Source organism: Micromonospora citrea (assembly GCF_049629545.1).
Lineage (GTDB): Bacteria > Actinomycetota > Actinomycetes > Mycobacteriales > Micromonosporaceae > Micromonospora > Micromonospora citrea_A.
In genome coordinates this window covers 315,739-341,909 of sequence record NZ_JBNADX010000004.1, presented here as the reverse complement: position 1 = coordinate 341,909, position 26,171 = coordinate 315,739, and the positions used below count along the sequence as shown (strand labels likewise).

General features: G+C 73.0%; 23 protein-coding genes and 1 pseudogene. 13 read left to right on the top strand and 11 right to left on the bottom strand.

The genetic code is table 11. The annotated features are described in order from the left end of the window. Nucleotides 1-206: 206 nt before the first annotated feature. Together purE and ACPFP2_RS07805 are read right to left on the bottom strand one after the other, a co-directional pair. Complete coding sequence (gene purE, locus ACPFP2_RS07810) at nt 207-698, bottom strand: 5-(carboxyamino)imidazole ribonucleotide mutase (RefSeq protein ID WP_424087515.1); 492 nt, start codon at nt 696-698, stop codon at nt 207-209. Continuing rightward, the gene (locus ACPFP2_RS07805; protein WP_424087514.1) at nt 695-1,855 is read right to left on the bottom strand and encodes a 5-(carboxyamino)imidazole ribonucleotide synthase; all 1,161 of its coding nucleotides are present in this window, start codon (nt 1,853-1,855) and stop codon (nt 695-697) included. Before ACPFP2_RS07805 ends, purE begins: the two co-directional genes overlap by 4 nt. Nucleotides 1,856-1,989: 134 nt before the next feature. Here ACPFP2_RS07805 and ACPFP2_RS07800 point away from each other — a divergent pair, with 134 nt between their 5' ends. Next, complete coding sequence (locus ACPFP2_RS07800) at nt 1,990-2,640, top strand: pyridoxine/pyridoxamine 5'-phosphate oxidase (protein ID WP_424087513.1); 651 nt, start codon at nt 1,990-1,992, stop codon at nt 2,638-2,640. 38 nt (nt 2,641-2,678) lie between these two features. Here the strand turns inward: ACPFP2_RS07800 and ACPFP2_RS07795 are convergent, their stop codons facing one another. Next, on the bottom strand, nt 2,679-4,715 hold the full coding sequence (locus ACPFP2_RS07795) for a thioredoxin domain-containing protein (protein ID WP_424087511.1): 2,037 nt from the start codon (nt 4,713-4,715) through the stop codon (nt 2,679-2,681). A 133-nt stretch (nt 4,716-4,848) separates the two neighbouring features. On the opposite strand from ACPFP2_RS07795, the gene ACPFP2_RS07790 reads away from it, so the two are divergent. Beyond that, complete coding sequence (locus ACPFP2_RS07790) at nt 4,849-5,880, top strand: phosphatidylinositol-specific phospholipase C domain-containing protein (RefSeq protein WP_424087509.1); 1,032 nt, start codon at nt 4,849-4,851, stop codon at nt 5,878-5,880. Nucleotides 5,881-5,982: 102 nt separating this feature from the next. Here ACPFP2_RS07790 and ACPFP2_RS07785 read toward each other — a convergent pair whose 3' ends face one another. The 3 genes from ACPFP2_RS07785 to mca form a co-directional block, all read right to left on the bottom strand. After that, the gene (locus ACPFP2_RS07785; RefSeq protein ID WP_424087563.1) at nt 5,983-8,445 is read right to left on the bottom strand and encodes a putative bifunctional diguanylate cyclase/phosphodiesterase; all 2,463 of its coding nucleotides are present in this window, start codon (nt 8,443-8,445) and stop codon (nt 5,983-5,985) included. 247 nt (nt 8,446-8,692) lie between these two features. Beyond that, complete coding sequence (locus ACPFP2_RS07780) at nt 8,693-8,986, bottom strand: hypothetical protein (protein WP_424087507.1); 294 nt, start codon at nt 8,984-8,986, stop codon at nt 8,693-8,695. Between the two features lie 48 nt (nt 8,987-9,034). Further along, the gene (gene mca / locus ACPFP2_RS07775; protein WP_424087505.1) at nt 9,035-9,916 is read right to left on the bottom strand and encodes a mycothiol conjugate amidase Mca; all 882 of its coding nucleotides are present in this window, start codon (nt 9,914-9,916) and stop codon (nt 9,035-9,037) included. A 186-nt stretch (nt 9,917-10,102) separates the two neighbouring features. Here mca and ACPFP2_RS07770 point away from each other — a divergent pair, with 186 nt between their 5' ends. Both ACPFP2_RS07770 and greA read left to right on the top strand, forming a co-directional pair. After that, nucleotides 10,103-10,537, top strand: coding sequence for a DUF4307 domain-containing protein (locus ACPFP2_RS07770; RefSeq protein ID WP_424087503.1), 435 nt, complete (start codon nt 10,103-10,105; stop codon nt 10,535-10,537). Between the two features lie 144 nt (nt 10,538-10,681). Then, nucleotides 10,682-11,182, top strand: a complete 501-nt coding sequence (gene greA, locus ACPFP2_RS07765; RefSeq protein WP_424087501.1) for a transcription elongation factor GreA — start codon at nt 10,682-10,684, stop codon at nt 11,180-11,182. Nucleotides 11,183-11,252: 70 nt separating this feature from the next. Here greA and ilvA read toward each other — a convergent pair whose 3' ends face one another. Genes ilvA through ACPFP2_RS07745 form a run of 4 tightly spaced genes read right to left on the bottom strand, consistent with a single transcriptional unit; the run spans nt 11,253 to nt 15,983 of the window. Continuing rightward, on the bottom strand, nt 11,253-12,473 hold the full coding sequence (gene ilvA / locus ACPFP2_RS07760; protein ID WP_424087499.1) for a threonine ammonia-lyase: 1,221 nt from the start codon (nt 12,471-12,473) through the stop codon (nt 11,253-11,255). Further along, nucleotides 12,470-13,366, bottom strand: coding sequence for a DUF4328 domain-containing protein (locus ACPFP2_RS07755; RefSeq protein ID WP_424087497.1), 897 nt, complete (start codon nt 13,364-13,366; stop codon nt 12,470-12,472). Before ACPFP2_RS07755 ends, ilvA begins: the two co-directional genes overlap by 4 nt. A 48-nt stretch (nt 13,367-13,414) precedes the next feature. Beyond that, nucleotides 13,415-14,824 carry an amidase gene (locus tag ACPFP2_RS07750; RefSeq protein WP_424087495.1) on the bottom strand — a complete coding sequence of 470 codons (1,410 nt, stop codon included), beginning with the start codon at nt 14,822-14,824 and terminating at the stop codon, nt 13,415-13,417. 16 nt (nt 14,825-14,840) lie between these two features. Beyond that, nucleotides 14,841-15,983 (bottom strand): cystathionine gamma-synthase, encoded by a 1,143-nt coding sequence (locus tag ACPFP2_RS07745; RefSeq protein WP_424087493.1) that lies wholly within the window; start codon nt 15,981-15,983, stop codon nt 14,841-14,843. A gap of 123 nt (nt 15,984-16,106) precedes the next feature. Here ACPFP2_RS07745 and ACPFP2_RS07740 point away from each other — a divergent pair, with 123 nt between their 5' ends. Together ACPFP2_RS07740 and ACPFP2_RS07735 are read left to right on the top strand one after the other, a co-directional pair. Beyond that, a complete protein-coding gene (locus ACPFP2_RS07740; protein WP_424087491.1) occupies nt 16,107-16,529 on the top strand; it encodes an HIT family protein in 423 nt (140 codons plus the stop codon). Between the two features lie 232 nt (nt 16,530-16,761). Then, nucleotides 16,762-18,366 carry a hypothetical protein gene (locus ACPFP2_RS07735; protein WP_424087489.1) on the top strand — a complete coding sequence of 535 codons (1,605 nt, stop codon included), beginning with the start codon at nt 16,762-16,764 and terminating at the stop codon, nt 18,364-18,366. An 85-nt stretch (nt 18,367-18,451) separates the two neighbouring features. Here ACPFP2_RS07735 and ACPFP2_RS07730 read toward each other — a convergent pair whose 3' ends face one another. Further along, nucleotides 18,452-18,958, bottom strand: a complete 507-nt coding sequence (locus ACPFP2_RS07730; RefSeq protein WP_424087488.1) for a hypothetical protein — start codon at nt 18,956-18,958, stop codon at nt 18,452-18,454. A 211-nt stretch (nt 18,959-19,169) separates the two neighbouring features. On the opposite strand from ACPFP2_RS07730, the gene msrA reads away from it, so the two are divergent. The 7 genes and pseudogenes from msrA (at nt 19,170) to ACPFP2_RS07695 (ending at nt 26,034) form a co-directional block, all read left to right on the top strand. Next, entirely contained in the window at nt 19,170-19,832 is a 663-nt protein-coding gene (gene msrA / locus ACPFP2_RS07725; protein ID WP_424087486.1) for a peptide-methionine (S)-S-oxide reductase MsrA, read from the top strand. Between the two features lie 40 nt (nt 19,833-19,872). Continuing rightward, a complete protein-coding gene (locus ACPFP2_RS07720) occupies nt 19,873-20,214 on the top strand; it encodes a hypothetical protein (protein ID WP_424087484.1) in 342 nt (113 codons plus the stop codon). A gap of 173 nt (nt 20,215-20,387) precedes the next feature. Further along, nucleotides 20,388-20,777, top strand: a complete 390-nt coding sequence (locus ACPFP2_RS07715) for a nucleotidyl transferase AbiEii/AbiGii toxin family protein (protein ID WP_424087482.1) — start codon at nt 20,388-20,390, stop codon at nt 20,775-20,777. 95 nt (nt 20,778-20,872) lie between these two features. Beyond that, nucleotides 20,873-20,998 (top strand): annotated as a pseudogene (locus ACPFP2_RS07710) (peptide-methionine (S)-S-oxide reductase MsrA); the annotation flags it as partial. A 247-nt stretch (nt 20,999-21,245) separates the two neighbouring features. Beyond that, nucleotides 21,246-23,030, top strand: coding sequence for an N-acetylglutaminylglutamine amidotransferase (locus ACPFP2_RS07705; protein WP_424087480.1), 1,785 nt, complete (start codon nt 21,246-21,248; stop codon nt 23,028-23,030). 2 nt (nt 23,031-23,032) lie between these two features. Beyond that, the gene (gene ngg / locus ACPFP2_RS07700) at nt 23,033-24,862 is read left to right on the top strand and encodes an N-acetylglutaminylglutamine synthetase (protein WP_424087478.1); all 1,830 of its coding nucleotides are present in this window, start codon (nt 23,033-23,035) and stop codon (nt 24,860-24,862) included. Next, nucleotides 24,859-26,034, top strand: a complete 1,176-nt coding sequence (locus ACPFP2_RS07695; RefSeq protein WP_424087476.1) for an osmoprotectant NAGGN system M42 family peptidase — start codon at nt 24,859-24,861, stop codon at nt 26,032-26,034. The genes ngg and ACPFP2_RS07695 overlap by 4 nt, the downstream gene beginning before the upstream one ends. The last annotated feature ends 137 nt before the right edge of the window (nt 26,035-26,171 follow it).

The window sequence follows — 26,171 nt, the reverse complement described above, 5'->3', positions numbered from 1 at the left end:
AGCGGTGCGTCCGGGTAAGCAGAGCAAAGGGCGCGATGACCCCATCCCGCTCGCGCCACGAAGATCACGCTGCGTGATATCACCCTCAGGCTACGGACAGTGAACAGCCCGTCCGCGTGCTGACCGGGTGGCACACAACCCGGGACGGCGACCAAGGCCGCGCCCCAGGGCCGCGACGGAGGGTGCCCGGCCGGCCGGGAGGCGGCTCAGCCGAGGGAGGCGCGCAGGGCGGCGTCCTTCTCCGCCACCATCTCCTCCAGGCCGGCCTGGTAGTCGGCCATCCGCGTGAGCAGCGCCGGGTCGCCCGCGGCCAGGATGCGCACGGCGAGCAGGCCGGCGTTGCGGGCGTTGCCGATCGACACCGTGGCGACCGGCACGCCGGCCGGCATCTGCACGATGGAGAGCAGGGAGTCCATCCCGTCCAGGTGCTTGAGCGGCACCGGCACGCCGATCACCGGCAGCGGGGTGACCGAGGCGACCATGCCGGGCAGGTGGGCGGCCCCGCCCGCACCCGCGATGATCACCTTCAGGCCCCGGTCGGCGGCGGACCGGCCGTACTCGATCATCTTGACCGGGGTGCGGTGGGCGGAGACGACACCGACCTCGTACGGCACGCCGAACTCGTCCAGCGCCTCGGCGGCGGCCCTCATGGTCGGCCAGTCCGAGTCGCTGCCCATGATCAGCCCGACCGTGCTCATTCGTGCCCCTCGCGCAGCCAGCGGGCGGCTCGCGCGGCCCGGGTCCGTACGTCGTCCAGGTCGTCGCCGAGCAGCGTGACGTGCCCGATCTTGCGGCCGGGTCGCACCTGCTTGCCGTACAGGTGCACCTTGGCGCCGGGCTCGGCGGCGAACAGGTGGTGCAGCCGCTCGTCGATGGAGATCCCGCCCGGCTCCCCGCCGAGCACGTTCGCCATCACGACGACCGGCGCGGTGAGCGAGGTGTCCCCCATCGGGTAGTCGAGCACGGCCCGCAGGTGCTGCTCGAACTGCGAGGTGCGGGCCCCCTCGATGGTCCAGTGCCCGGAGTTGTGCGGGCGCATGGCCAGCTCGTTCACCACCAGCCCGGTGGGCGTCTCGAACAGCTCCACCGCCAGCATGCCGACCACGCCGAGCGCGGTGGCCAGGTCGATGGCGAGCTGCTGGGCGGCGACGGCCAGCTCCTCCGGCAGGTCGGGGGCGGGGGCGAGCACCTCCACGCAGATCCCGTCCCGCTGCACGGTCTCCACCACCGGGTACGCGGCGACCTGCCCGAACGGCGAGCGGGCCACCTGCACGGCCAGTTCCCGGCGCAGCGTCACCCGCTCCTCGACGAGCAGCGAGGTGCCGCCGGCGAGCAGGGTGGCAGCCAGCTCGGCGGCCTGACCGGCGTCGGCGACCATCCAGACGCCCCGGCCGTCGTACCCGCCCCGGGCCGCCTTGAGCACCACCGGCCAGCCCTGCTCCTCGCCGAAGGCGACCAGCTCGGCCGGGGTGGTGACGGGACGCCAGGCCGGGTTCGGCGCACCCAGGGCGGTGAGCCGCTCCCGCATGATCCGCTTGTCCTGGGCGTGCAGCAGGGCGTCCGCGGGCGGGAAGAGCTTCACCCCCTCGTCGGCGAGGGTGCGGATGTGCTCGGTGGGGACGTGCTCGTGGTCGAAGGTGACCACGTCGCAGCCCTTGGCGAAGGTGCGCAGCGCGGAGAGGTCGGTGTGGTCGCCGTACTGGACGTCGGCGGCCACCAGGGCGGCGCCGTCGTCCGGGGCGAGCGCCAGCACGCGCAGCGACTGGCCGAGGGCGATCGCGGCCTGGTGGGTCATCCGGGCCAGCTGGCCCCCGCCCACCATGCCGACGACAGGCAGACCGGTACGGGAATCCATAGCGCCGCCAGCCTATCGGGACGGCCGGCGCCGCCCGAGCGGAGGGCCGCCGTCGCCCGCCGGAACCCACCGACCCCGCGCCGCGGCCGGCGGGCGGGGCCACTCCGACGGCCGGCGATTGACATGATCACGTCATGACGACCCGTGACACGCTGCGTGGACTTCCGGTGCTGGCGCACGAGATGCCCTCCTTCGACCCCACCGACGTGCCGGACGATCCGGTGCCCCTCTTCGCCTCCTGGTTCGCCACGGCGGTGAGCGCCGGGGTGGACGAGCCGCACGCGATGACCGTCTCGACGGTGGACGCCGACGGCTTCCCCGACGCGCGCGTGCTGATCCTCAAGGACCTCGACGCCGACGGCTGGCACTTCGCCACCAGTGCCCACAGCGCCAAGGGCCGGCAGCTCGCCGGCAACCCCCGGGCGGCGCTGACCTTCCACTGGCGGGAGCTGGGCCGGCAGGTCCGGGTCCGGGGTGTCGCCAGGCCCGCCGACCCGGCGGTCTCCCGGCAGGACTTCCTGGCCCGCCCGTTCGGTTCCCGGGTCGCCACCCTCACCGGCCGGCAGAGCGAACCGCTCGCCGACCGGGCCGCCCTCGACATCGCGTTCGCCCGGAGCCGCGCCATGATCGGCGCGGACCCGGAGCTCGTCGCCGAGGCCCACACCGTCTACCTGGTGCGGCCCGAGACCGTCGAGTTCTGGCAGGCCGACCGGGAGCGCCGACACGTCCGGCTGCGCTACCGCCGGACCCCGGACGGCTGGGACCGCGAGCTGCTCTGGCCGTGACAGCGCGACAGACACCGACGCGACCCGGGTGACGCCGGTCAGGCGAGTTGGACGACCAGGTCGTCGACCGAGGTCACCGGCCGCTGGCAGACGAAACCCCGGCACACGTACGCGGTGGGCCGCCCGTCGACCAGCGGCCGGTCCGCGAGCAGCGGCACCCCCGGCTGGTCGGGACAGCCGGCCACCACCACCGCGCCCGGCGGGGCGTGCCGTACCGCGGCGGCGACCAGCGGGTCCCCCTCCGGGTCGTCGGTGACCACCGCGATCTCGTACGGCCCGGAGAGCAGCGCCTCCCCCACGGTCGCCGCGTAGCCGGTGAACCGGGCGTGCCGCCCGACGATCGGCGCGACGGTGGAGAGCGCCTTCTCGGCCGCCTCCCGGTACCGGCTCTCCCCGCTCAACGCGGAGTACGCCACCAGCGCCGCCACGATCGCCGAACGACCGGACGGGGTGGCGTTGTCCGTCGGGTCGGCCGGACGGGTGACCAGCCGCTCGGCGTCGTCGGCGGTGTCGTAGAAGCCGCCGTCGGGGGCGACGAAGTGGGCCAGGGCGGTGTCGAGCAGCGTGCCGGCCAGCTCCAGCCACCGCCCCTCGCCGGTGAGCTGGTGCATGGCGCAGAACGCCTCGGCGACGCAGCCGTAGTCCTCCAGCACGCCCGCCGGCTCGCCGACCACCTTGTCGCGCGACGCCCGGCGCAGCCGGCCGTCGACCAGGTGCACGGCGGCCAGGTGCTCGGCGGCGTCGCGCATCGCCCCGTCGGCGACGATGGTGACGCCCTCCATCAGGTTCACGTCCTCGTCCGCACGGGTGGCGTACCCGGCGGCGACCCGGAGGAACTCGGCGATGGCGGTGATCGCCAGGCCGTTCCAGGCGGCCACCACCTTGTCGTCGCGGGCCGGCTGCGGGCGGGCGTCCCGGGCGGCCAGCAGCCGGCCGACGACGTCCTGCCAGCGGGCCCGGATCTCCGGGTCGGCGTCGTCCACGTCGCGGGCCAGCTTGAGCACGCTCGTGCCGTGCTCGAAGGTGCCGTCCGGGGTGACGTCGAACAGGTCGGCGGCCCAGCGGCCGTCTGCCTCACCCAGCGCCTCGACGAGCTGGGCCGGCGTCCAGGCGTAGGTGAGCCCCTCCACGCCCTCGGTGTCGGCGTCCAGCGCCGAGGCGAACCCCTCCCCCGGCCGGTGCAGCTCGTCGGCGAGGAAGCGGGCGGTGTCCCGGGCGACCCGGCGGGCCGTCCGGTCGCCGGTCAGCCGCCACAGGTCGGTGTAGAAGCGCAGCAGCAGGGCGTTGTCGTAGAGCATCTTCTCGAAGTGCGGCACCGTCCAGTGACCGTCCACCGAGTAGCGCGCGAAGCCACCGGCGAGCTGGTCGTGGATGCCGCCCCGGGCCATCGCCTCGCCGGTGTGCCGGGCGATCTCCAGGCTGCGCGCCGATCCGGTACGCCGGTGGTGCCGCAGCAGGAACAACAGGTTCATGTGCGGCGGGAACTTCGGCGCGCCGCCGAAGCCGCCGTTCGTCTCGTCGTACTCACGGGCGAGCTGGTCGGCGGCGGCGTCGAGCAGTTCGGCGGTGAGCGGGGCGGTGGGGCCGCCCACGGCCTGGGCCCCGCCGATCGCCTCGACCACGGCGGCGCCCTGCTGGAGCACCGCCTCGCGCTGGTCGCGCCAGGCGGTGCCGACCGACTGGAGCAGCCGGACGAAGTTCGGCTTCGGGAAGTAGGTGCCGCAGAAGAACGGGGTGCCGTCCGGGGTGGCGAAGACCGTCATCGGCCAGCCGCCCTGCCCGGTCATCGCCTGGGTGGCGGTCATGTAGACCGCATCGACGTCCGGCCGCTCCTCGCGATCCACCTTGATCGCCACGAAGTTGTCGTTGACCAGCGCGCCGACGTGTTCGTCCTCGAACGACTCGTGCGCCATCACGTGGCACCAGTGGCAGGCCGCGTAGCCGACGGAGATCAGCACCGGCACGTCGCGCCGCTTCGCCTCGGCGAACGCCTCGGCGCACCAGGGCCACCAGTCGACCGGATTGTCCTTGTGCTGGAGCAGGTACGGCGAGGTGGCGTCCGCGAGTCGGTTCACCCGACGACCATATCCACCCCGCGACGCACCCGGCGGCCGGACCGACGGCATCAACGGGCCTTCCCCCGTTCACGTTCATCTATTTATATCTGTGCATGCCGGCGGTGGTCGCCGGCCTCGCGAGGAGGCACGCATGCGCGGAATCCGTACCCTGACAGCCCTCACCTCGATCACGGTGCTCACGGCGGTGCTCACCGGACAACCCGCCTCCGCCGCCGTGGACCCGCAGACCCGCGTCTCCGGGACCACCGCCGTCGGCACCCACAACGCGTACGAGAAGGGCACCTACACCTACCTGGCGCAGGCGCTCGACGCCCGGCCCGGCCTGATCGAGCTGGACGTCTGGCCGGACGTGTTCACCCGGCAGTGGCGGGTCAGCCACTCCAACCCGCTCGGCAACGACAACAACTGCGTCGCCGCCACCAGCGCCGCCCAGCTCTACACCGGCACCCGCAACAAGAACCTGGAGCACTGCCTGGACGACATCCGGCTCTGGCTCGGCGCCCACCCCGACGCCGGCCCGATCCAGCTCAAGCTGGAGCTGAAGACGGGCTTCAGCTCCCGTACCGGGCAGGGACCGGCCCAGCTCGACGCGCTGCTCGCGGCCCGCCTGGGCAGCCGGGTCTTCCGCCCGGCCGATCTGAAGGGCGGATACCCGACGCTCGACGCCGCCGCCCGCGCGGACGCCTGGCCGAGCCGGCAGCAGCTCGCCGGCAAGGTGATCGTCGAGCTGATCCCGGGCACGGTCGAGGAGGGCAACCCGACCGACACCCTCTGGACCGACGTCGAGTACGCCCAGCACCTGCGGACGCTCGCCGCGGCCGGCACGCTGGAGCGGGCGCAGGCGTTCCCCGCCGTGCACCGCGCCCAGGCCGGCGACCCCCGCACCCGGTACGCCGACACGAGCCTGCGCCCGTGGTTCGTCCTCTTCGACGGCGACGCGGGCGCGTACGTCACCGGCGGGATCGACACCTCCTGGTACGGCGCCAACCACTACCTGCTGGTGATGACCGACGCGCAGAACGTCGCCCCGGCCCTGCCGACGGGTGACGTCGAGGCCGCCCGGGCCCGGGTCGCCCAGCTCGCGGCCGCCCACGCCAGCATCGCCTCGGCGGACTGGGCCACCATGCCCGCCGTCGTCGGCACGGTCCTGCCCCGGGGCTGACCCGTCGGCGCTTTGCGGCGTGTCGCGGTGTCCCCGAGATAGGACACCGCGACACGCCGCATCTCGTGAGCACGGTGCAGGGTCGCCCGGCCGCGCCGACGGTCAGGAAGCCCCGTCGGCGCGCAGCGGGAAGACGTTCGACTCGGCGGCGTCGCGCAGCGAGCCGAGCACCGCGCCGATCTTGTCGGCCGGCATCGGCTTGAAGAAGTGGTAGCCCTGGGCGGCGGTGCAGCCCAGCTCGGCCAGGGCCAGCCGCTGCTCGGCGGTCTCCACCCCCTCCGCGACCACCCGCAGCCCCAGCTCGTGGGCGAGCCCGACGGTGGTCCGGACGATCGCGGCGGCCTCCGGCGAGTCGGCCATCCGGATTACGAAGGAGCGGTCGACCTTCAACTCGTCCACGGCGATCCGGGTCAGGAAGGTCAGCGACGAGAAGCCGGTGCCGAAGTCGTCGACGGCGAGCTGCACGCCCATCGCCCGCAGGGTCGCCAGCACCTCGTCGATCACCTCCAGCTCGCTCATCACCACCGTCTCGGTGATCTCCAGGACCAGCCGGTGCGGCGGCACCTGGTGCCGGCGCAACGCGTCGGCGATCTCGGCCGGGAGTCGCGGGTCGAGCAGGCTGCGCGCCGACAGGTTCACCGAGATCGGCACGTCCAGCCCCTGACGGGTCCAGTCGGCCGCCACCGCGAGCGCCTTGTCCAGCACGTACCGGGTGAAGGTGCCGAGCTGCTCGCTGTTCTCCACCGGGCGGATGAAGTCCACCGGGCCGAGCCAGCCGCGCCGGGGGTGCCGCCAGCGGATCAGCGCCTCCACCCCGGTCGGCGCGCCGGTGGCCAGGTCGACGGCCGGTTGCAGGGCCAGCACCAGCTGGTCGTCGGCTTGCAACGCCTCCCGCAGCTCGGCCAGCAGCGCGAGCTGGTCGGTGCTCGCGGCGTCGCGGGAGCTGTCGTACGCGGCGACGCTGCCGCCGCCCTCCTTGGCCTGGTACATCGCGATGTCGGCCCGGCGCAGCAGCTCGGTCAGGTCGGCGGTGCCCGCGCCGGCCACCACCACCCCGACCGAGACCTCGACGGACATCCGCACCCCGGCCACCTCGGTCGGTGCGGCCAGCCGCTCGGCGATCTCCCGGGCCTGGCGCAGCGCGTACGCCATCGGGGCCGCCCGGTCACCGACCACCGGGACCGACGTCAGCAGCAGGGCGAACTCGTCGCCACCGAGGCGGCCCAGCAGGTCGCCGGGGCGGGCGAGGGCGCCCAGCCGGTTGGCGGTCAGCCGCAGCAGCTGGTCGCCGGCCGCGTGCCCGAGGGTGTCGTTGACCTCCTTGAACTGGTTGATGTCCAGCAGCAGGAGAGCGACGGGATGGTCGTGGGCGAGCTGCCGCAGCGACTGGTCGCCCTTGCTGAGCATGGCCGCCCGGTTGACCAGCCCGGTCAGCGCGTCGTGCACCGCCTCGTACGACGACCGGGCGCTGACCAGCCGCAGCTCCCGGTGGGTGGCCGCGTCGTGCAGCGCGGCGGCGAGGGCGTCGGAGAAGGCGGCCACCGCGTCGCGCTCGCGGGCGCTCGGCGGCCCCGACGCGGGGAACCGGACCCGCAACTGGCCCACCACGACGTCGCCGACGGTGAGCTGGCGGGTCAGCTCGTGCTCCCCGGCGGTGGACGGCCCGGGCGGGCCCACCTCCCGGTCGCGGACCTGGCCCGCGGCGTCGCCCCGGTAGCGCCGCCACCGGTCGTCGCCCCGGGCCACGTCGACGTCGACCAGTTCGGCGCCGAAGAGGCGCAGCGCGCCGGTCACCGCGGCGGTGGCCACCCCCCGCTCGTCGAGCTGGTTGAGCGCGGCGGTGGCCTCGGCGAACGCCCGCCAGTCCCGGCGTTCCCGTTCGGCGCGCAGCCGGTGCCGGTAGGTCTGCTGGAGCAGCCAGAGCGGCGGCGGGAGCAGCAGCAGCCAGCGGGCGTCGATCTCCAGCAGCGCCACCACGGCCAGGCCGACCGCCACGTTGCCGACGAACATCAGCAGCTTGCCGCGGAGCGCGGCGAGGATCGGCGGGCCGACGGAGACGCCGTGCCGCAGGGCCAGGGTGGCCCCGCCGAGGCAGGCGGTGGCGAGCAGGTAGGTGACCGAGCCGGCGATCAGGGCGACCGCGAGCCCCGGGGTGGGGGCGGCCAGCAGCGGCGAGCCGAGCGCGGTGGCGACCGCGACGGCCAGCGCGGTTGCCGCGGTCAGTGAGGCGGCGATCCGCAGCACCTCGGCCGGGGGCCGGCGGTCGACGGCCAGGGACATCCCGCTCCAGGCCAGTCCGACGCCGAGCAGCGCCGCGGCGGGCAGCCACCCGGGCGGCACGAAGTAGAGGCAGACGATCAGGGCGGCCTCGCCCCAGGTGATGCTGACCATGCCGGTCGCGGTGCGGAACCGCAGCCGGGCCAGCTGGGCGACCGCGAACGCGGCGACCGCGAGGCCGAAGCGCGCCGGGGCGGGCAGGGGGTCGTCCGGCGGGAGCGTGACCGGGACGGTCAGGCCGATCACGACCGCCGCCAGCGCGGTGAGCGTGACGGCGGCGACCAGCAGGAGGACTCGCGGCGGGGTGCCGCGGGGTTCGGGCCGGTCGACGGGATCGCCGGCCCTGCCGGAGCTCACCGGCCCGCTCCGTCCGCCGGCGTCCGGGAGGCGCGCGGGACGGACGCTGCTGCCACGCTCATGGCGCCCCCTCCCGCGCACGGCTCAGGGACTTTCGATCCCCCCGGCGGAAGGCTAAGCCAATCCGGGTGGCCGCAACAGGGGGCGACGACCCGGATCGACGTGAATCACGACCCGATCAGCCGTTCCGGTGCTGCTGGTGGCCGTTGGGAGCATTCGTACGTGATTCCTGCGGCCCCGTCCCGTCGGTCGGATCGACGGCGGACGCGTCGGACCGGCCCTCGTCGGCCGACCCGCGCTGGTCGGGGAAGCGGTCGGGCAGCCGGCGCAGCCGGGAGTTCATGTTGCGGATCAGGAAGATCGTGGCGGCGGACAGCAGCAGGATGAGGAGCAGGCCCATGGGCCCGGCCAGGCCACCCGTGCGGGTGTCACCGAAGTTGTTCGCCGCGAGCACCTGGGCAGCGGTCAGCATGGTGGGTCTCCGATGTGCGGTGGGGTTTCAGCGTAGCCCGACGCCCGGTCAGCGGGCATGGACCGTCTCGCGCACCCCGGCGAAGAGGTCCGACTCGGGCAGCGGGCTGTCGACCAGCGAGCGGACGAGTTCGAAGTCCTCCGTCGGCCAGGCGCGCTTCTGCAGCTCCATCGGCACGTGGAACCAGAAGCCGTCCGGGTCGATCTGGGTGGCGTGGGCGCGCAGCGCGTCGTCGCGGACGGGGAAGTAGTCGGCGCACTCGACCCGGGTGGTGATCCGGGGGCCCTTGTCTGGGCGGCCCTCCCAGCGGGTGATCCACTCCTCGTAGGGCGATTCGAGACCGGCCTCGAGCATCCCCTCGTGCAGGGCCATGATCTTGCCCTTGGAGAACCCGATGTCGTAGTAGAGCTTCAGCGGCTGCCAGGGCTCACCCAGCTCCGGGTAGCGCTCCGGGTCACCGGCCGCGTCGAACGCCGCGACGCTGATCTTGTGGGTCATGATGTGGTCGGGGTGCGGGTAACCGCCCTCCTCGTCGTACGTGGTGACGACGTGCGGACGGAACTCGCGCATCAGCCGCACCAGCGGGCCGGCGGCGACCTCGACGTCCTGCAGGGCGAAGCAGCCCTCGGGCAGCGGCGGCAGCGGGTCGCCCTCGGGCAGCCCCGAGTCGACGAAGCCGAGCCACGCCTGCTCCACGCCGAGCACGGCGCGGGCCGCGTCCATCTCGGCCCGACGGATCTCGGCGATGTCGGCCCAGACGTCGGGCCGGTCCATCTTCGGGTTGAGCACGCTGCCGCGCTCACCCCCGGTGCACGTCACGACCAGGACGTCCACGCCCTCGGCGACGTATTTGGCGGTGGTCGCGGCGCCCTTGCTGGACTCGTCGTCCGGGTGCGCGTGCACGGCCATGAGACGCAGCTGCTCTGCCAACTCGGGCGCTCCTCGTCTGTGTCCGCCGGCGACCCGCCCGGGCCCCGGCTGACCTGCCGGAATCCTCCCCCGCACCGGATCCTGCCGGCACCGACCTGTCATCCTTGACCACAGGACGGGCTGGGAGAATGGAACCCTCCCATTCTTGCCGATGCCACCGACAACGACGCCAGGAGATGCCCGCCGGTGACCGAGACGCACGCCACAATTCCCCCGGGCGCGCCGGTGTTCCCGCCCGGTCGGTACGGCCGCCGGCGCGAGCCCGGCCGCCGCCGCCCCCTGCTGGTCGGGTTGCTGGTGGCCGCCGTGCTCGCCGGGCTGAGCCTGGTCGCCGTGCAGCAGTACGACCGCTACGGCGACCCGGACTACGACGCCGAGGTGATCACCTACACCGACATCACCGACACCGGCGTACAGGTCGCCTTCCGGGTCACCGTGCCCGAGGGCGGTGCGGCGGTGTGCCTGCTGCGGGCCCGCTCGCACGACGGCGCCGAGGTCGGCCGGGAGGAGGTGCCCGTCGACGCCGCGTCCGGCGAGCGGCACCTCACCGTGCGGCACCGGGTCGCCACCACCGCGCGCCCCTTCATCGGCGAGGTGGTCCGCTGCCGGCCCGCCGGCTGAGCCCGCCGACCACCGGCACGGACGCCTCGACGTCCGATTCGCGTGCGGCGCCCCCTGGTGATCGACGACACCCCGGGGTGTGCCGGCGCTGGTAACTTGGTAACTCACCTGTCAGCCAGTCCGCACAACCGAGGAGAACGCCCTGTGTCCACCAACGGCAAAGAGGCGCCCGCCACCTGGCTGTCCCAGGACGCGCACGACCGCCTCCAGGCCGAGCTCGACGAGCTGATCGCCAACCGGCCGGTCATCGCCGCCGAGATCAACGCCCGGCGTGAGGAAGGCGACCTGCGGGAGAACGGCGGCTACCACGCCGCCCGCGAGGAGCAGGGCAAGGCCGAGGGTCGCATCCTCTACCTCAAGGAGCTGCTGCGCACCGCCCAGGTCGGCGAGGCGCCGACCGCCGACGCGGTGTCGCCCGGCATGGTGGTGACGATCTACTTCGACGACGACACCGACGACACCGAGACGTTCCTGCTCGGGTCGCGCGAGGTCGCCTCCACCACCGAGTTGACCGTCTACAGCCCCGAGTCGGCGCTCGGCAAGGCGATCCTGGGTGGCCGCGCCGGTCAGGCCTGCACCTACACGGCGCCGAGCGGCGCCGACATCAAGGTGACGATCGTCAGCTTCGAGCCCTTCGCCGGCTGAGACCGGCCCCGCCGGGTCCGCGACCCGGCGGGACCTTCCCGCGTACGCCGAGGCGTGGCACCGTCAGGTGTCACGCCTCGGCCGCGAAGACCACCTGGTAACCGCTGGCCCGCAACGCGCTGATCAGCGTGTCGGAGTGCGCCACGCCCCGGGTCTCCACCGACAGCGCCACCTCCACCTCGCCGAGGCGCAGGTGCGGATTGGCCCGCTGGTGCTCGACGTCCACCACGTTCGCCCGGTGCTCGGCGATCTCGGCGAGCAGCGAGGCGAGCTGGCCGGGGCGGTCGGAGCAGCGCACCGTCACCCGCAGGTAGCGCCCGGCGGCGGCCAGGCCGTGCTCGATCACCCGCAGCATCAGCAGCGGGTCGATGTTGCCGCCGGAGAGCACCGCGACGACCGGGGTCTCCACCTCGACCGCCCCGGCCAGCAGCGCGGCCACGCCGACCGCGCCGGCCGGCTCCACCACCTGCTTGCCCCGTTCCAGCAGCATCAGCAGCGCCCGGGAGATGTCCTCCTCGGCAACCGTGACGATCTCGTCGACGAGCTTGCGGACGTGGGTGAAGGTGATCTCCCCGGGCCGGCCGACCGCGATGCCGTCGGCGATGGTGGAGAAGGCCGGCAGGCGTACCGGCTCGCCGGCGGCGAGCGAGGGCGGGAAGGCGGCGGCGCTGGCCGCCTGCACCCCGATGACCCGGACGTCGGGGCGCAGCGCCTTGGCCGCCACCGCCATCCCGGAGATCAGCCCACCGCCGCCGACGCCGGTGACGATCGTCTTCACGTCCGGGCACTGTTCGAGGATCTCCAGCGCCACCGTGCCCTGGCCGGCGATCACGTCCCGGTGGTCGAAGGGGTGGATCAGCACCGCCCCGGTGCGCTCGGCGAAGGTCTGCGCCGCCACCAGCGACTCGTCGACGGTGTTGCCGACCAGTTCGATCTGCGCGCCGTACCCCTTGGTGGCGGCCACCTTCGGCAGCGGCGCGTTGACCGGCATGAAGACCGTGGCGTGGGTGCCGACCAGGCCGGCGGCGAGCGCCACCCCCTGGGCGTGGTTGCCGGCGCTCGCGGCCACCACGCCCCGGGCCCGCTCCTCCGCCGACAGCCGGGAGATCCGCACGTACGCGCCGCGTACCTTGTACGACCCGGCGCGCTGCATGTTCTCGCACTTGAGCCAGACCGGTCCGCCGAGCGCGGCGCTCAGCGGCCGGGAGGGCTCCAGTGGCGTGGTGCGGGTGACCCCGGCGAGCAGGTCCCGCGCGGCCCGTACGTCGGCGAGACCGACCAGTTCCGTCATGCCCCGATCGTGCCACCCGGCGCCGGTGGGACCTGCGGTGACACCGGGGTCGGCGGGGTCGGCGCCGGCTGCGGGTACGACGGGACGGGCCCGCCCGGGGTCACCGTCATGCCCGGGGTGACCGGCCACGCGGGCGTGGCGCGGGCGATGCGGGCCTGCTGCGCGGCGGAGATCCGTCGGACCAGCACGATGAGGCTGGCCGCCGCGACCAGGCAGGCCACCGCCGGCACGAGGTGCCAGCCGAGGACGCGTTCGTAGTACGCGACGTAGGCCTGGAAGTCCGCCGCGTCGACCGGGTTCTCCGGCAGCCGGGCGTACTCGCGCTCGTCGCGCTTGTTGACGAACCGCTCGCCGAGGCTGAACACCAGCCAGGCCGCCCACCAGACGCCGACCAGCGCCGGGGTGCGCCGCTGCCACAGGCTGTCCCGGGCGATGTTGGCCACCACCCGGGCGGGCACCACCAGGTTGGCGAACGGCACCAGCCAGCCGGCGATGGCCCAGCCCGCGCCGAGCGAGGGCAGCGCCCCCGGGAAGGCCTCGATGTTCTTGCGCGCCCGCCAGGTCCAGATGATGACCAGCACGGCGGCGGTCAGGATGGCCAGGACGAAGGGGAGCGAGAACGCCAGCTCGACCACCGCGGCGCCGAGCAGCAGGTCGCCGTCCCGGTCGGCGGCGGCCCGGTCGGCCATCATCAGGCCGACGACCGGGAAGAGCGACACCAGCAGGAAGAGCAGAGCGGTCGCACCGACCGCGATCTGCACGGCCGTCCCGATGCCGCGCACCGCGTACGTCGGGAGCCCGGGCGTCACGGCCGGCCGGCCGAGCGGGGTGTGGCAGTTCTGGCACTCGTCGAAGGTCGGGGACGTGGTGTCCCCGCAGGTCTGGCAGTGCATCGATGACCGTCCTGGGGTGCGGCGGGGGTGCGCGCACACGCTAGACGATCATGCGGTGGCCGGCGACCCCGTTCCGACGCGCGGGTAGCCGGGGGCGTGCCGGGTCCAGGGCGCCTGCATCTCGAACTGCCCCGCCACGCCGAGCAGCAGCAGCTCCGAGCCGGGCGGACCGATGAGCTGCGCGGCGACCGGCAGGCCGTCCGGGCGGCGGCCGACCGGCACCACGATCGACGGCAGGCCGGCGATGTTCCACGGGGCCGCGTACGGGGCGTACCGGATGTTGGCCTTCATGTTCGCCAGCCAGGAGCGGCTGGACCAGGCGGTGGCCTCCGGCGGCGGACCGGCCAGCGCCGGGGTCAGCAGCAGGTCCACCGAGTGGTCGGTGAAGAACCCGATCGACCGGTCCCGCCAGGCGGCCCGGTCGGCCTCCCGCACGTACCCCCGCCGCTGCGCCCACTCGCCGAGCGCGACGTGCCGGCGGCTGCGGCGCTGGAGGTGGCGCGGCGCGACGCCGGCGGCCCGCACGTCGGCGGCGGCCGCGGCGAACCAGGTGGCGATGCCCTGCAGGCCGAGCGCCGTCGGGTAGACCGGGTCGGCCGGGACGGTGTCGTGGCCGGCGGCGGCGAGCAGCCGGCCGGCGGCGGCCACCGCGTCCCGGTTGGACGCGTCCGGCGCGACCCCGCGCACCGGGGAGCGGAGCGAGACGCCGACCCGCAGCCGCGACGGCGGGACCAGCTTCTCCTGTTGACGGCCGGCGAGCACCTGGAAGCCGACCGCCGCGTCGGCGACCGTGGTGGAGAGCATGCCGTGCTCGGTGAGGCCGAACCAGTCCTCCGCGCCCAACTGGCAGGGGACGACGCCCCGGCCCGGCTTGAGCCCGACCAGTCCGCAGCAGGCCGCCGGGATGCGGATCGAGCCGAGACCGTCGTTGCCGTGCGCGATCGGCACCAGCCCGGCGGCCACCGCGGCGGCCGCCCCGCCGGAGGAGCCGCCGGGGGTGCGCCCGGTGTCCCACGGATTGCGGGTGATCGCCGTCTCGTCGTCGGTGAGGCCCCAGAGGCCGAGCTCCGGCATCCGGGTCACCCCGAGGATCACCGCGCCCGCGCCGCGCAGCCGGCGGACCACCTCGTGGTCGGCCTCCGCCACTGGAGTACGTACCGCCGCCGACCCGTTCCAGGTGGGCAGGCCGGCGACGGCGGTGTTCTCCTTGACCGCGACGGGCACCCCGGCCAACGGCAGGTTGGCCAGGTCCTCCTGCTCGTCGACCTTCTCCGCCTCGGTGATCGCCTCCCCGGCGCGTACCGCGCGGAACGCGGCCAGCTCGGCGTCGGCCCGGGCGATGTGCTCCAGGTGGTCGGCGACGACCTGGGTGGCGGAGACGTCACCCCGGCGTACGCCCCGGGCGATCTGCTTGGCGGTCGCCCCCACCCAGGTCGGCATGATGTCCTGCACGGCCACCCTCCCCAGCCAGCGGTCAGCCCAGCGCCTGCTCCAGATCGGCGAGCAGGTCGTCGACCGTCTCGATGCCGACAGACAGTCGCACGAGATCGCCGGGAACTTCAAGCGGCGAGCCGGCAGCACTTGCGTGTGTCATCCGGCCCGGGTGCTCGATCAGGGACTCCACGCCGCCGAGGGACTCGGCGAGGACGAAGAGCTTCGCCCGGTTGCAGATCTGCACGGCGTGCTCCTCGCCGCCGGCCGCGCGGAAGGAGATCATGCCGCCGAAGCGGCGCATCTGCTTGGCGGCGACCTCATGACCGGGGTGCGAGGGCAGGCCCGGGTAGATGACCTGGCCGACCTTCGCGTGCCCCTCCAGGTACGCGGCGATCCGCTCGGCGTTGTCGCAGTGCCGGTCCATCCGTACCCCGAGGGTCTTGATGCCGCGCAGGGTGAGCCAGGCGTCGAACGGGCCGTTGATCGCGCCCATCGCGTTCTGGTGGTAGCGCAGTTCGTCGCCGAGGCCGGTGTCGGCGGCGATCAACGCGCCACCGACCACGTCGGAGTGCCCGCCGACGTACTTGGTGGTGGAGTGGACCACCACGTCCGCGCCGTGCGCGATCGGCTGCTGCAGGTACGGCGAGGCGAAGGTGTTGTCGACCACCAGCAGCGCCCCGGCGTCGTGCGCGACGGCGGCGAGGGTGGCGATGTCGGCGATGCCGAGCAGCGGGTTCGTCGGCGTCTCCACCCAGACGATCCTCGTGCTGCCGGGTCGGATCGCGGCCCGCACGGCGTCCGGGTCGGAGACCTTGGCCGGGGTGTACGCCAGCCCCCAGCGCTCGGCCACCCGGGCGAAGAGCCGGTACGTGCCGCCGTACGCGTCGTCCGGGATCACCACGTGGTCACCCGGCTGGCAGACCGTCCGCAGCAGGGTGTCCTCGGCGGCGAGGCCGCTGGCGAAGGCGAGCCCGACGGGGCCGCCCTCCAGCGCGGCGAGGCACTCCTGGAGCGCGTCGCGGGTGGGGTTGCCGGAGCGGCTGTATTCGTAGCCCTGCCGGGGCGCGCCGACGGCGTCCTGGGCGTAGGTGCTGGTCTGGTAGATCGGTGGGATCACCGCGCCGGTGCGGGCCTCGGGGTCCTGGCCGGCGTGGATGGCGAGCGTCTCGAAGCCGTGGTTCATGACCGAGACGTTAGTCCTCCCCCGCGTCCCAGCGTGTGGAACCCGGCCGCGGGTCACATCGCGCGTCCCGTGGCCCGGTCGCGGTGGCCGGTGGCGCGGTGGGCACGGCATTACGCTGCTCCGATGAGCGGGTGCGTGTTCTGCGGGATAGTCGCGGGCGAGGTGCCCGCGTTCCGGGTGGCCGACGAGCCGGACGGGGTCGCCTTCCTGGACACCCGGCCGGTGTTCAAGGGCCACCTGCTGGTGGTCCCCCGCGCCCACCTGGTCACCCTGGACGAGCTGCCGGCGGACGCGCTGCCCGGTTACTTCCGCCTGGTGCAGCGGCTCGCGGTGGCGGTGGAGACCGGCCTGGGGGCCGGCGGCACGTTCGTGGCGATGAACAACCGGGTGTCGCAGTCGGTGGCGCACCTGCACACCCACGTGGTGCCGAGGACGAAGGGCGACGGCCTGCGCGGCTTCTTCTGGCCGCGTACCCGTTACACCGACGACGCCGAGGCGCAGCAGTACGCCGGCCGGATCGCCGGGGCGTCACCCGCCACCGGATAGCGGATCGCGCCGCCGTCCTGGAAATTGCACGCCCGCCACAACTTCCGTCGACAGGAATCGCATTCACCACGGCGGGCGCGCGACTTTCTCGGGAAAGCTGTTCACAAGAGCAAAAATGGCGGACTGTCCGCCTACCGACTGAGGGAATGCCGAATATCGATCAAATGGCAGAGTGCATTCTGCCGAGCAGCGGGACAACAGGTCCCCGCCGGCTTCCGAGTCGGGAGAACAGATGCCAAGTAGATCGACAGTGGCGGCGGTGGCGCTCGCCACCGTGGCCGCGCTGGCGCCGCTGACATCGGCCACCGGCGCCGGCGCGACGACCGCGACCGCGGCGGCGCCCGCCGGGCCGGCCGTGCGGACAGCGCCGACGACCGTCCGGCCGGAGGGGCCCCTGAAGCAGTCGGCGGCCAGCCGTGAGCAGATGGCGGACCTCGACCGGCGCCACCGCGAGCAGCGGGAACGGATCGCCGCGGCGCAGCCTGCGCCCGCGGGAGCCCAGGTCGACGCGGCGGAGCGGGCGAAGCCGGTGGGGCAGACCGAGGCGGCGGAGATCAGCGCCCAGTCGCTGCTGATCCGGCGCAACAACGCCAACACGCGCGCCTCGGCGGTGAGCAGCACGCTGGGCGAGACCGCGGCGGCCAACGACGGCTCCTCGGTCTTCTACACCGGCAACACCTACGCGTCGTACTCCACCAACGACGGCAGCACCTGGACCGGGGTCGGCCTGCCGGCCGGTCCGGCCGACGCGCCCAACGCCTGCTGCGACCAGGACGTGGTACGGGCGCACAACACCGACCGGATCTTCAGCATCCTGCTCTACACGAACGCCGCTCTGAACAATGGCGGAGTTCGCATCTTCGTCCGCGACAATCCGGCCAGCGCGCCATTGTGCACCTACTACATCGATCCGGGCGGCGCCGCCGACGACGTGCTGCCGGACTATCCGCACATCGGGGTGAGCGCCAACGCCCTCTACCTGACCACGCAGAACCAGCGGGCCGGTTCCTGGATCGGTTCGCAGATCAGGCGGTTCAACCTCGCGCAGATGTCGGCGTGCACCACGGCCACGACCAACACCCTGACCCACGTCGGCTCGGTCGGCCAGCGGGTGCTCACCCCCATCGAGGGTGCTCAGGGCTCGACCACCATGTACTTCGGCGCGATCGAGAGCAGCACCTCGTTCCGCATCTTCAGCTGGGCGGAGTCGAGCACGTCGGTGCCGCAGACGGTTCGCACCATCAGCGCGTCCAACTTCAGCAATCCCGACTGCCGGGGTGGCACCGGCAACTTCGACTTCATCGAGCGCGCCACGTCCTGGACCGCGGCCGGTTTCCGGATGCGCGGCGCGCTGCACGGCTCCCGGGTCACCTGGTACTGGCACTCCGCCCCGACCGGCGGCATCACCCAGGGGCACGTCCGGGCGGCGTCGTTCCGCACCTCCGACCTCACCCTGGTCGAGCAGCCGCACATCTGGAACGCCTCGCTCTGCTTCGGGTACCCGGTGGTGAGCGGCAACGTCTTCGGTGACCTGGGGATCTCCATCGCCGCGGGTGGTGCCGCCGGTGGGGGCGGCGCGGCGGCGCAGGGCTACGTGGGCGTCGACGACACCCCGGCCGACGCGATCGCCTTCGGATCGGTGATCCTGACCGCCTCGGGTACGCACAACCGCACCGACGGCCGGTACGGCGACTACTTCACCGTGCGTACCAATGCGAAGTGCCAGCGGACCTGGGTCGGCACCAACTACGCGCTGTCCGGGGGCAACACGACGTCCGCCCACGTCAACGCGCGGTACATCGAGTTCGGCAGCACCCTCGATTCGAGTTGCTTCTGATCCCTGGTCACCGGCGGGTCGTCGGGTGACCGCCCACCCGGTGTCGCCCGTTCCGCGCTCCCTCGGGCGCGGAGCGGGCAGCGGGTCAGCCGATCCGGAACTCCGACGAGTGGGCCCACTCGGTGACGACGCCCTCCGGGGTGGACGACCGGCGGAAGCCGAAGGCGATCCGGTGGACGCCGGCCAGCAGCGGCGGCGTGGAGAAGTTGCTGCCGGCCGTGTCGAGCCGGATCTCGCGCCGTTCGCCCGGCGCCCAGGTGACGACGGCCGAGGCCCGCTCGACGCCGCAGTTGTCGTAGCGGGTCCACGTCCCGCCCTCGCGACGTTCGAGCAGCACCGGAGAGCAGTCGGTCCGCAGGTCGTCGGCGTACAGGGGCGCGGCGCCGCCGTTGACCACCGTCAGCACGATGACGTCACCGGCGCGGTGGCGGTCGGCCGAGACGGTCACCGTGACCGGCGGGGCCACCGTGCCGGTGCCGGACACGGTCGCCGGGGCGGAGGCGGCGGCCTCCGGCTCGGGCTGCGCGCAGCCGGCGAGCACGGCGACGGACAGGACCGCGACACCACCCAGGCACCTGCTCCATCTGCTCATACCGGTCAGACGCGTCACCCTCCCGGGCCGTTCCGCCACCCACGGTGACAATCCCCGCACTCGACGGGCCGTTGCGTCCGCCGTACCGGCCGGACGGCCATGGGCCCGCTCATCCCATCCTCGGCCGCCCGGCCTGAGCGGCGGTGGGACGGGTAAGGAAGTCGGGCCCGGCGGCGTTGCACGCTGGGACAGGTACGAGAGGAGTCCCACCGTGTTCCTTCGCCGCATGAAGGCCGAGTTGCCCACCCCCGACCAGGCCCTGCCGGGCCGGCCGATCGCAATGCCGATCGCCGACCGCCACGAGGTGCTCAACTTCTCGCTGAAGGGCCCGTTCCCGGCCGGTTCGCAGGTCGCGGTCTTCGGGATGGGGTGTTTCTGGGGCGCCGAGCGACTGTTCTGGACCCTGCCGGGCGTACTCACCACCTCCGCCGGCTACGCGGGCGGCGTCACGCCGAACCCCACGTACGAGGAGGTCTGTTCGGGCATGACCGGGCACGCCGAGGTGGTCCAGGTGGTCTACGACCCGGCACAGATCAGCTACGAGGACCTGCTCAAGGTCTTCTGGGAGAACCACGACCCGACCCAGGGCATGCGCCAGGGCAACGACGTCGGCACCCAGTACCGCTCGACGATCTACACCACCACCGACGAGCAGCTGGCCACCGCGCAGGCGTCCCGCGACGCGTTCGCCCCGATCGTGGCCCGGGCCGGCAAGGGCGAGATCACCACGGAGATCGCGCCGCTCGGTGACTACTACTTCGCCGAGGACCACCACCAGCAGTACCTGGCCCCGACGAAGAACCCGAACGGGTACTGCAACCACGGCCCGAACGGGCTGAGCTGCCCGGTCGGCGTGGCCCGTACCGCCGGCTGACCGTAGCCGCTAGCCTTGAGCTGGACGTAGGGAGGACACGATGGCCGGCGAGAGCGCGAACCGTCCGCGCGGTTACGCCAAGCCGGTTATCGTGCCCGAAGCTCTCGAACTGCTTCGCGGGCCGACCGCTGGAGTGGTCGTGCTGCCGCGTCATCTCAAGTGGTCGGGAAACGCTCGTTACGACCTGATGCAGCCTGGACGCATCGTCGATCTCTACCGAACGGTCCTGAACGAGGCCGCCAGTCCGGTCGATCTCTACGCCCACCTCGACCGGACGACGCTCGTCAAACTTTGGCCGTCGATGTGGCTGCCGGCGGCCGTCTGCCGGGCCTGGGAAGCGCGTTTCCCCGAACTACGCCCGGCCCATCGCAGCGCTGCCTGACCGACGCTCCCTCGTCACGCCCGGATCACCAAGGTGGCGCTGAAAGCAGCCGGCCGCTTCGGCTTCGCGCTCGCCGGCGGCTACGCGGTGAGCGCACACGGGATGGGCACCCGGCTCAGCGGTGACGTGGCCTCTTCACCGCATGGGATCTGCGCGCCTCATTCCCCGAAGCGGTGGACAACGTCGCCACGGCTTTGGAAGACCAGGGCTACGAGGTGACCACGGTCATTCGCAACGAGACCTTCACCCGCCTGCTCGTCGCCGATCCTTCAGGCGGCGAGCCGGACAAGCTTGAAATGTCGGCGGACTGGCGGGCGCAGCCACCGGTAATGTCCGAGCTGGGGCCGGTTCTACATCCCGACGATGCCGTCGCCAACAAGATGTGCGCTTTGTTCGGTCGCGCCGAGGCTCGTGATTTCCTCGACGTGGACGCCGCCCTGACCAGCGGCAGATACACCCGGGAACGTCTTCTGGAACTCGCCGTCGCCTCGGATCCCGGTTTCGAGCCCCGCGCGTTTGCGGATGCACTGGGGCACTGGATCAGATCACCGATGCTGATTTGACTGCTACGGCGTGTCCGTCGCCAGCTTGCCCACTCTTCGCGCTCGATTCAGGCAGTGGCGGCAGGAACTGATCGAGGGCACCGGCTTTCGCCGCTGACCACTACTTCGCCGAGGACCACCACCAGCAGTACCTGGCCCCGACGAAGAACCCGAACGGGTACTGCAACCACGGCCCGAACGGGCTGAGCTGCCCGGTCGGCGTGGCCCGTACGGCCGGCTGACGTCCCGGCGCCGGCGGAGGTCGGTGCCGACCTCCGCCGGCCGGCGGGCCGTCACGTCGGTGCGGTGTTTGTCACACGGGCGGCCCGGCCGGATCCTCGCAGCGTGACCCTCGCCGACACGGAACGCCAGCGCCACGGCCGGCGATCACGGCCTGCTCAGCGCGGGCGAGTATTCTAGCAACGTCGTCACACAACTGTCATCGTCTCAACAGGCGAATCGCAATACTGTCTGGCAGCATTGCCTGGCATGTGCGGACTGGCTGGGGAGTTCCGTCGTGACGGCTCACGCGCCGATGTCGCGGCGGTGGAGCGCATGGCGGCCACGATGAGTGACCGGGGACCCGACGACAGCGGGGTCTGGTCCCAGGGGCCCGTGGCCCTCGGGCACCGACGTCTGAAGATCATCGACCTGTCGGCGGCGAGCGGCCAACCACTGGTCGACCCGGACGCGGGACTCACCGGCGTCTTCAACGGCTGCGTCTACAACTACCGCGAGCTGCGCGAGGAGTTGCAGGCCAAGGGGCACCGCTTCTTCTCCACCGGCGACAGCGAGGTGGTCGTCAAGGCGTACGCCGAGTGGGGGCTCGACTTCGTCGACCACCTGATCGGCATGTTCGCCGTCGCCATCACCGAGCGGGACACCGGCCGGTTGGTGCTGGCCCGGGACCGCCTGGGCATCAAGCCGCTCTACCTGGCCGAGACCCCGGGTGCGGTGCGCTTCGCCAGCACCCTGCCGGCGCTGCTGGCCGGCGGCGGGATCGACACCTCCATCGACCCGGTCGCGCTCGCGCACTACCTCAGCTTCCACAGCATCGTGCCGCCGCCGCGCACCATCCTGCGCGGTGTCGCCAAGCTCCCCCCGGCCACCGTCCGGGTGTACGAGCCGGACGGCCGCACCCACGAGCGGGTCTACTGGGACCCGGCCTTCACCCGCGCCACCGGGCGCGCCGGCTGGTCCGAGCGGGACTGGCAGGACGCGCTGCTGGAGTCGCTGACCACCGCAGTACGCCGCCGGATGGTCGCCGACGTGCCGGTCGGCGTACTGCTCTCCGGCGGGCTCGACTCCAGCCTGGTCGTCGCGCTGCTGGCCGGCGAGGGGCAGCGCGGGCTGTCCACCTTCTCCATCGGCTTCGACGCCGTCGGCGGCCGGGAGGGCGACGAGTTCGTCTACTCCGACCTGGTCGCGAAGACCTTCGGCACCGACCACCACCAGCTCCGGGTGGCCGCCCAGGACCTCGTGCCGCCGCTGGAGGCGGCCGTGGCGGCGATGAGCGAGCCGATGGTCAGCCACGACTGCGTCGCGTTCTACCTGCTCAGCCAGGAGGTCGCGAAGCACGTCAAGGTGGTCCAGTCGGGCCAGGGCGCGGACGAGATCCTCGGCGGCTACCACTGGTACCCGCCACTCGCCGGCATCGACCGGGAGCAGGCGCTCGAGACGTACGCCGCGGCGTTCTTCGACCGGGACGCGGCCGGCCTGGCCCGGGTGCTGAACCCGGACCGACTGGCCGACGGCGACCCGGCGCGGGACTTCGTCGCCGCGCACCTGGCGCGGGCCGGGGCGGACACCGCGGTCGACGCCGGCCTGCGGATCGACACCCAGATCATGCTCACCGACGACCCGGTGAAGCGGGTCGACAACATGACCATGGCGCACGGGCTGGAGGCCCGGGTGCCGTTCCTCGACCACGAGTTCGTGGAGCTCGCCGCGAGCTGCCCGCCGGAGCTGAAGCTGGCCCAGGGCGGCAAGGGCGTGCTCAAGGAGATCGGCCGCCGGGTCCTCCCGCACGAGGTCATCGACCGGCCGAAGGGCTACTTCCCGGTGCCGGGCCTCACCCACCTCGAGGGCAAGCTCCTCGACCGGGTACGCGACGCGCTCTCCGCGCCCGCCGCCCGCCGCCGGGACCTGTTCCGTGCCGACTACGTCGACGCGCTGCTCGCCGATCCGAACGCCGAACTCACCCCGTTGAACGGAAACAAGCTGTGGCAGCTCGGACTCCTGGAAATGTGGCTCCAGAGCCACGGAATCGACTGACCGTGACCGACACCCTCGCCACCGGCGCGGCGCGTACCGATCGGGAACGGGTGTTGGGCCGACGCCGGGAACGGGTCGGGCCCGGCGGCGACCCGGTGGCCCCCGGCCCGCCGGAGCCGTGCCGGCGACCCGGCGGTGACGCGGACGTGGTGCTGGACTGCGGTTGGGGCCGGCTGGTCTTCGGGCAGACCTTCACCGACCAGGCGGCCGTGGCGGACGTGCTGCGCTCCGAGGCGGCCGGCTCCCGGGACATCTGCATCTACCTGCGCGATCCGCACGTGCTGGTGTCCCGCCTCCCCGACGAGCTGTTCATCGACCCGTCGCTGACCTACCGGTTGCCGCTGGGCGCGCGGCGGCCGGCGGCCATCGACGACGGCGACGAGGTCCCGGGGCTGGTGATCCGTCCGCTGCGCGACGCCGACGACGCGGACGCGGTGAACCGGATCTACGCCCGCAACGGCATGGTCACCGCGCCGGTCGAGGTGCTCGTCGACAACGCCGGCACCGACCGTTTCCTGCACCTGGTCGCCGAGGGGGGCACCGGCGAGATCGTCGGCACCATCACCGGGGTCGACCACGTGGCGGTCTTCGACGACCCGGAGAACGGCGCCAGCCTCTGGTGCCTGACCGTCGACTTCAACACCGCGCCGCCCGGCACCGGCCAGGCGCTGCTCACCGCGCTGGCCGACCGGCTGGACGAGCGCGGCCGGGCCTTCGTCGACCTGTCGGTGCTGGCGGAGAACTCCGGCGCGATCCGGCTCTACGAGCGGCTGGGCTTCCACCGCACCAACACGCTCTGCGTCAAGCGGAAGAACCCGATCAACGAGCGGCTCTTCCTGCCCGCCGCCCCGGAGGGCTACGACGAGCTCAACCCGTACGCGAGGATCGTCGCCGACGAGGCGATGCGGCGCGGCATCCGGGTGGAGGTGACCGACGCGCACTGGGGCGAGCTGCGGCTGAGCAACGGCGGCCGGACGGTCCACACCCGCGAGTCGCTGTCGGAGCTGACCTCGGCGGTGGCGATGAGCCGCTGCGACGACAAGCGGGTCACCCGGCGCATCCTCACCGAGGCGGGGCTGTCGGTGCCGCGCGGGCGGACCGCCACCGGCGAGCCGGACGACCTGGCCTTCCTGGAGGACGTCGGCCCGGTCGTGGTCAAGCCGGCCCGGGGCGAGCAGGGCAACGGCATCACCGTCGGCGTACGGACGCCGCAGGCGCTGACCGCGGCGGTGCGGCTGGCCCGGCGGTTCTGCCCCGACGTGCTGATCGAGGAGATGCGCGCCGGCGAGGACCTGCGGGTGATCGTCATCGACCACGAGGTGGTGGCGGCGGCGGTACGCCGGCCGGCGCAGATCACCGGGGACGGCGTCCACGACGTCACCGAGCTGATCGAGCGGCAGAGCCGGCGGCGGGCCGCCGCGACCGGGGGCGAGTCCCGCATCCCGATCGACGACATGACCCGCGAGGTGGTGGCGGAGGCCGGCTACCGGATGCACGACGTGCTGCCCGAGGGACAGGTGCTGGCGGTGCGGCGTACCGCGAACCTGCACACCGGTGGGACGATCCATGACGTGACGGCCGAACTGCATCCCACGATCGCCGAGGCCTGCGTGGCGGCGAGCCGGGCGCTGGACATCCCGGTGACCGGGCTCGACCTGCTGGTCGCCTCCCCCGACCAGCCCGAGCACGTCTTCATCGAGGCGAACGAACGGCCGGGGCTGGCCAACCACGAGCCCCAGCCGACCGCCGAGCGCTTCGTCGACCTGCTCTTCCCCGGCACCCGGGCGCCGCAGCGGCTGTGGAGCCCCGCCGGACCGGGAGGCGCGGCGTGAGCCCGAAGCCGCTGGAGATCGACCTGGACTACCTGCGCCAGGTGCTGCTGGAGTTGCTGGAGATCCCCAGCCCGTCGGGGCGGACCGACCACGTGCAGCAGTACGTGGGCGAACGCCTCTCCGCCCTCGGCATCCCGTCGACGCTGACCCGGCGCGGTGCGCTCAGCGCCTGCCTGCCGGGCCCCCGGCAGACCGGGGCCGACCGGGCGATCGTGGTGCACACCGACACCATCGGCGGCATGGTGAAGCGGCTGAAGGAGAACGGCCGGCTGGAGCTGAAGACCATCGGCACGCACAGCGCCCGGTTCGCCGAGGGCGCGCACGTGCGGATCTTCACCGACGACCTGGACCGGGTGATCACCGGCCAGGTGCTCCCGCTCAAGGCCAGCGGGCACCGCTACAACGACGCGGTCGACCTTCAGGGCGTCGGCTGGGAGCAGGTCGAGGTGCGGGTGGACGAGCCGGTCGAGGACATCGCCGGGCTCCGCGCGCTCGGCATCGACGCGGGCGACTTCGTGGCGTTCCTGCCGAACCCGATGATCACCCCGTCCGGGTACGTCAAGTCGCGGCACCTGGACGACAAGGCCGGCGTGGCGGCGGTGCTGACCGCGCTCAAGGCGATCGTGGACGCCGGGATCACCCCGGTGGTCACCGCCCACCTGCTGGTCACCGTCACCGAGGAGATCGGCCACGGCGCCAGCCACGGCCTCGACCCGGACGTGGCGGAGATCGTCTCGGTGGACGCGGCGGTGGTCGCCCCCGGCCAGCAGTCCCGGGAACACGCGGCCACCCTGGCCATGGGCGACGGCGTGGGACCGTTCGACTACCACCTGACCCGCAACCTCGCCTCGATCGCGAAGGAGCACGGGGTCGACCTGGTCCGCGACGTCTTCGAGTACTACCGCTCGGACGTGGCGGCGGCGGTCGAGGCGGGCGCGCACGCCCGGGTGGCGCTGCTCGGCTTCGGGGTGGACGCCACCCACGGGCACGAGCGCACCCACCTGGACGGGCTGCGCCACCTCACCCAACTGCTCTGCCTCTACCTCCAGAGCGACCTGGTCTTCCCGGAGTGGGACGCCGAGCCCGAGGGCGACCTGGCCGACTTCCCGTCGCTGGCGGTGCAGCCGGCCAACGAGGACGGCCCCCGCGAGGGCCCGATCGGCATCGACTGAGGTCGCCGCCCCGAAGGTTCGTGCTCCGGCGTGTGATCGAAATCCGTTGCCGCCGCCCCTGGGAAGTGGATAGCGTGGCCGTACACGGGAAAGGAGGTGGTCCAGACTTGTATAGCAATCGGACTCGTGAGGTGGCT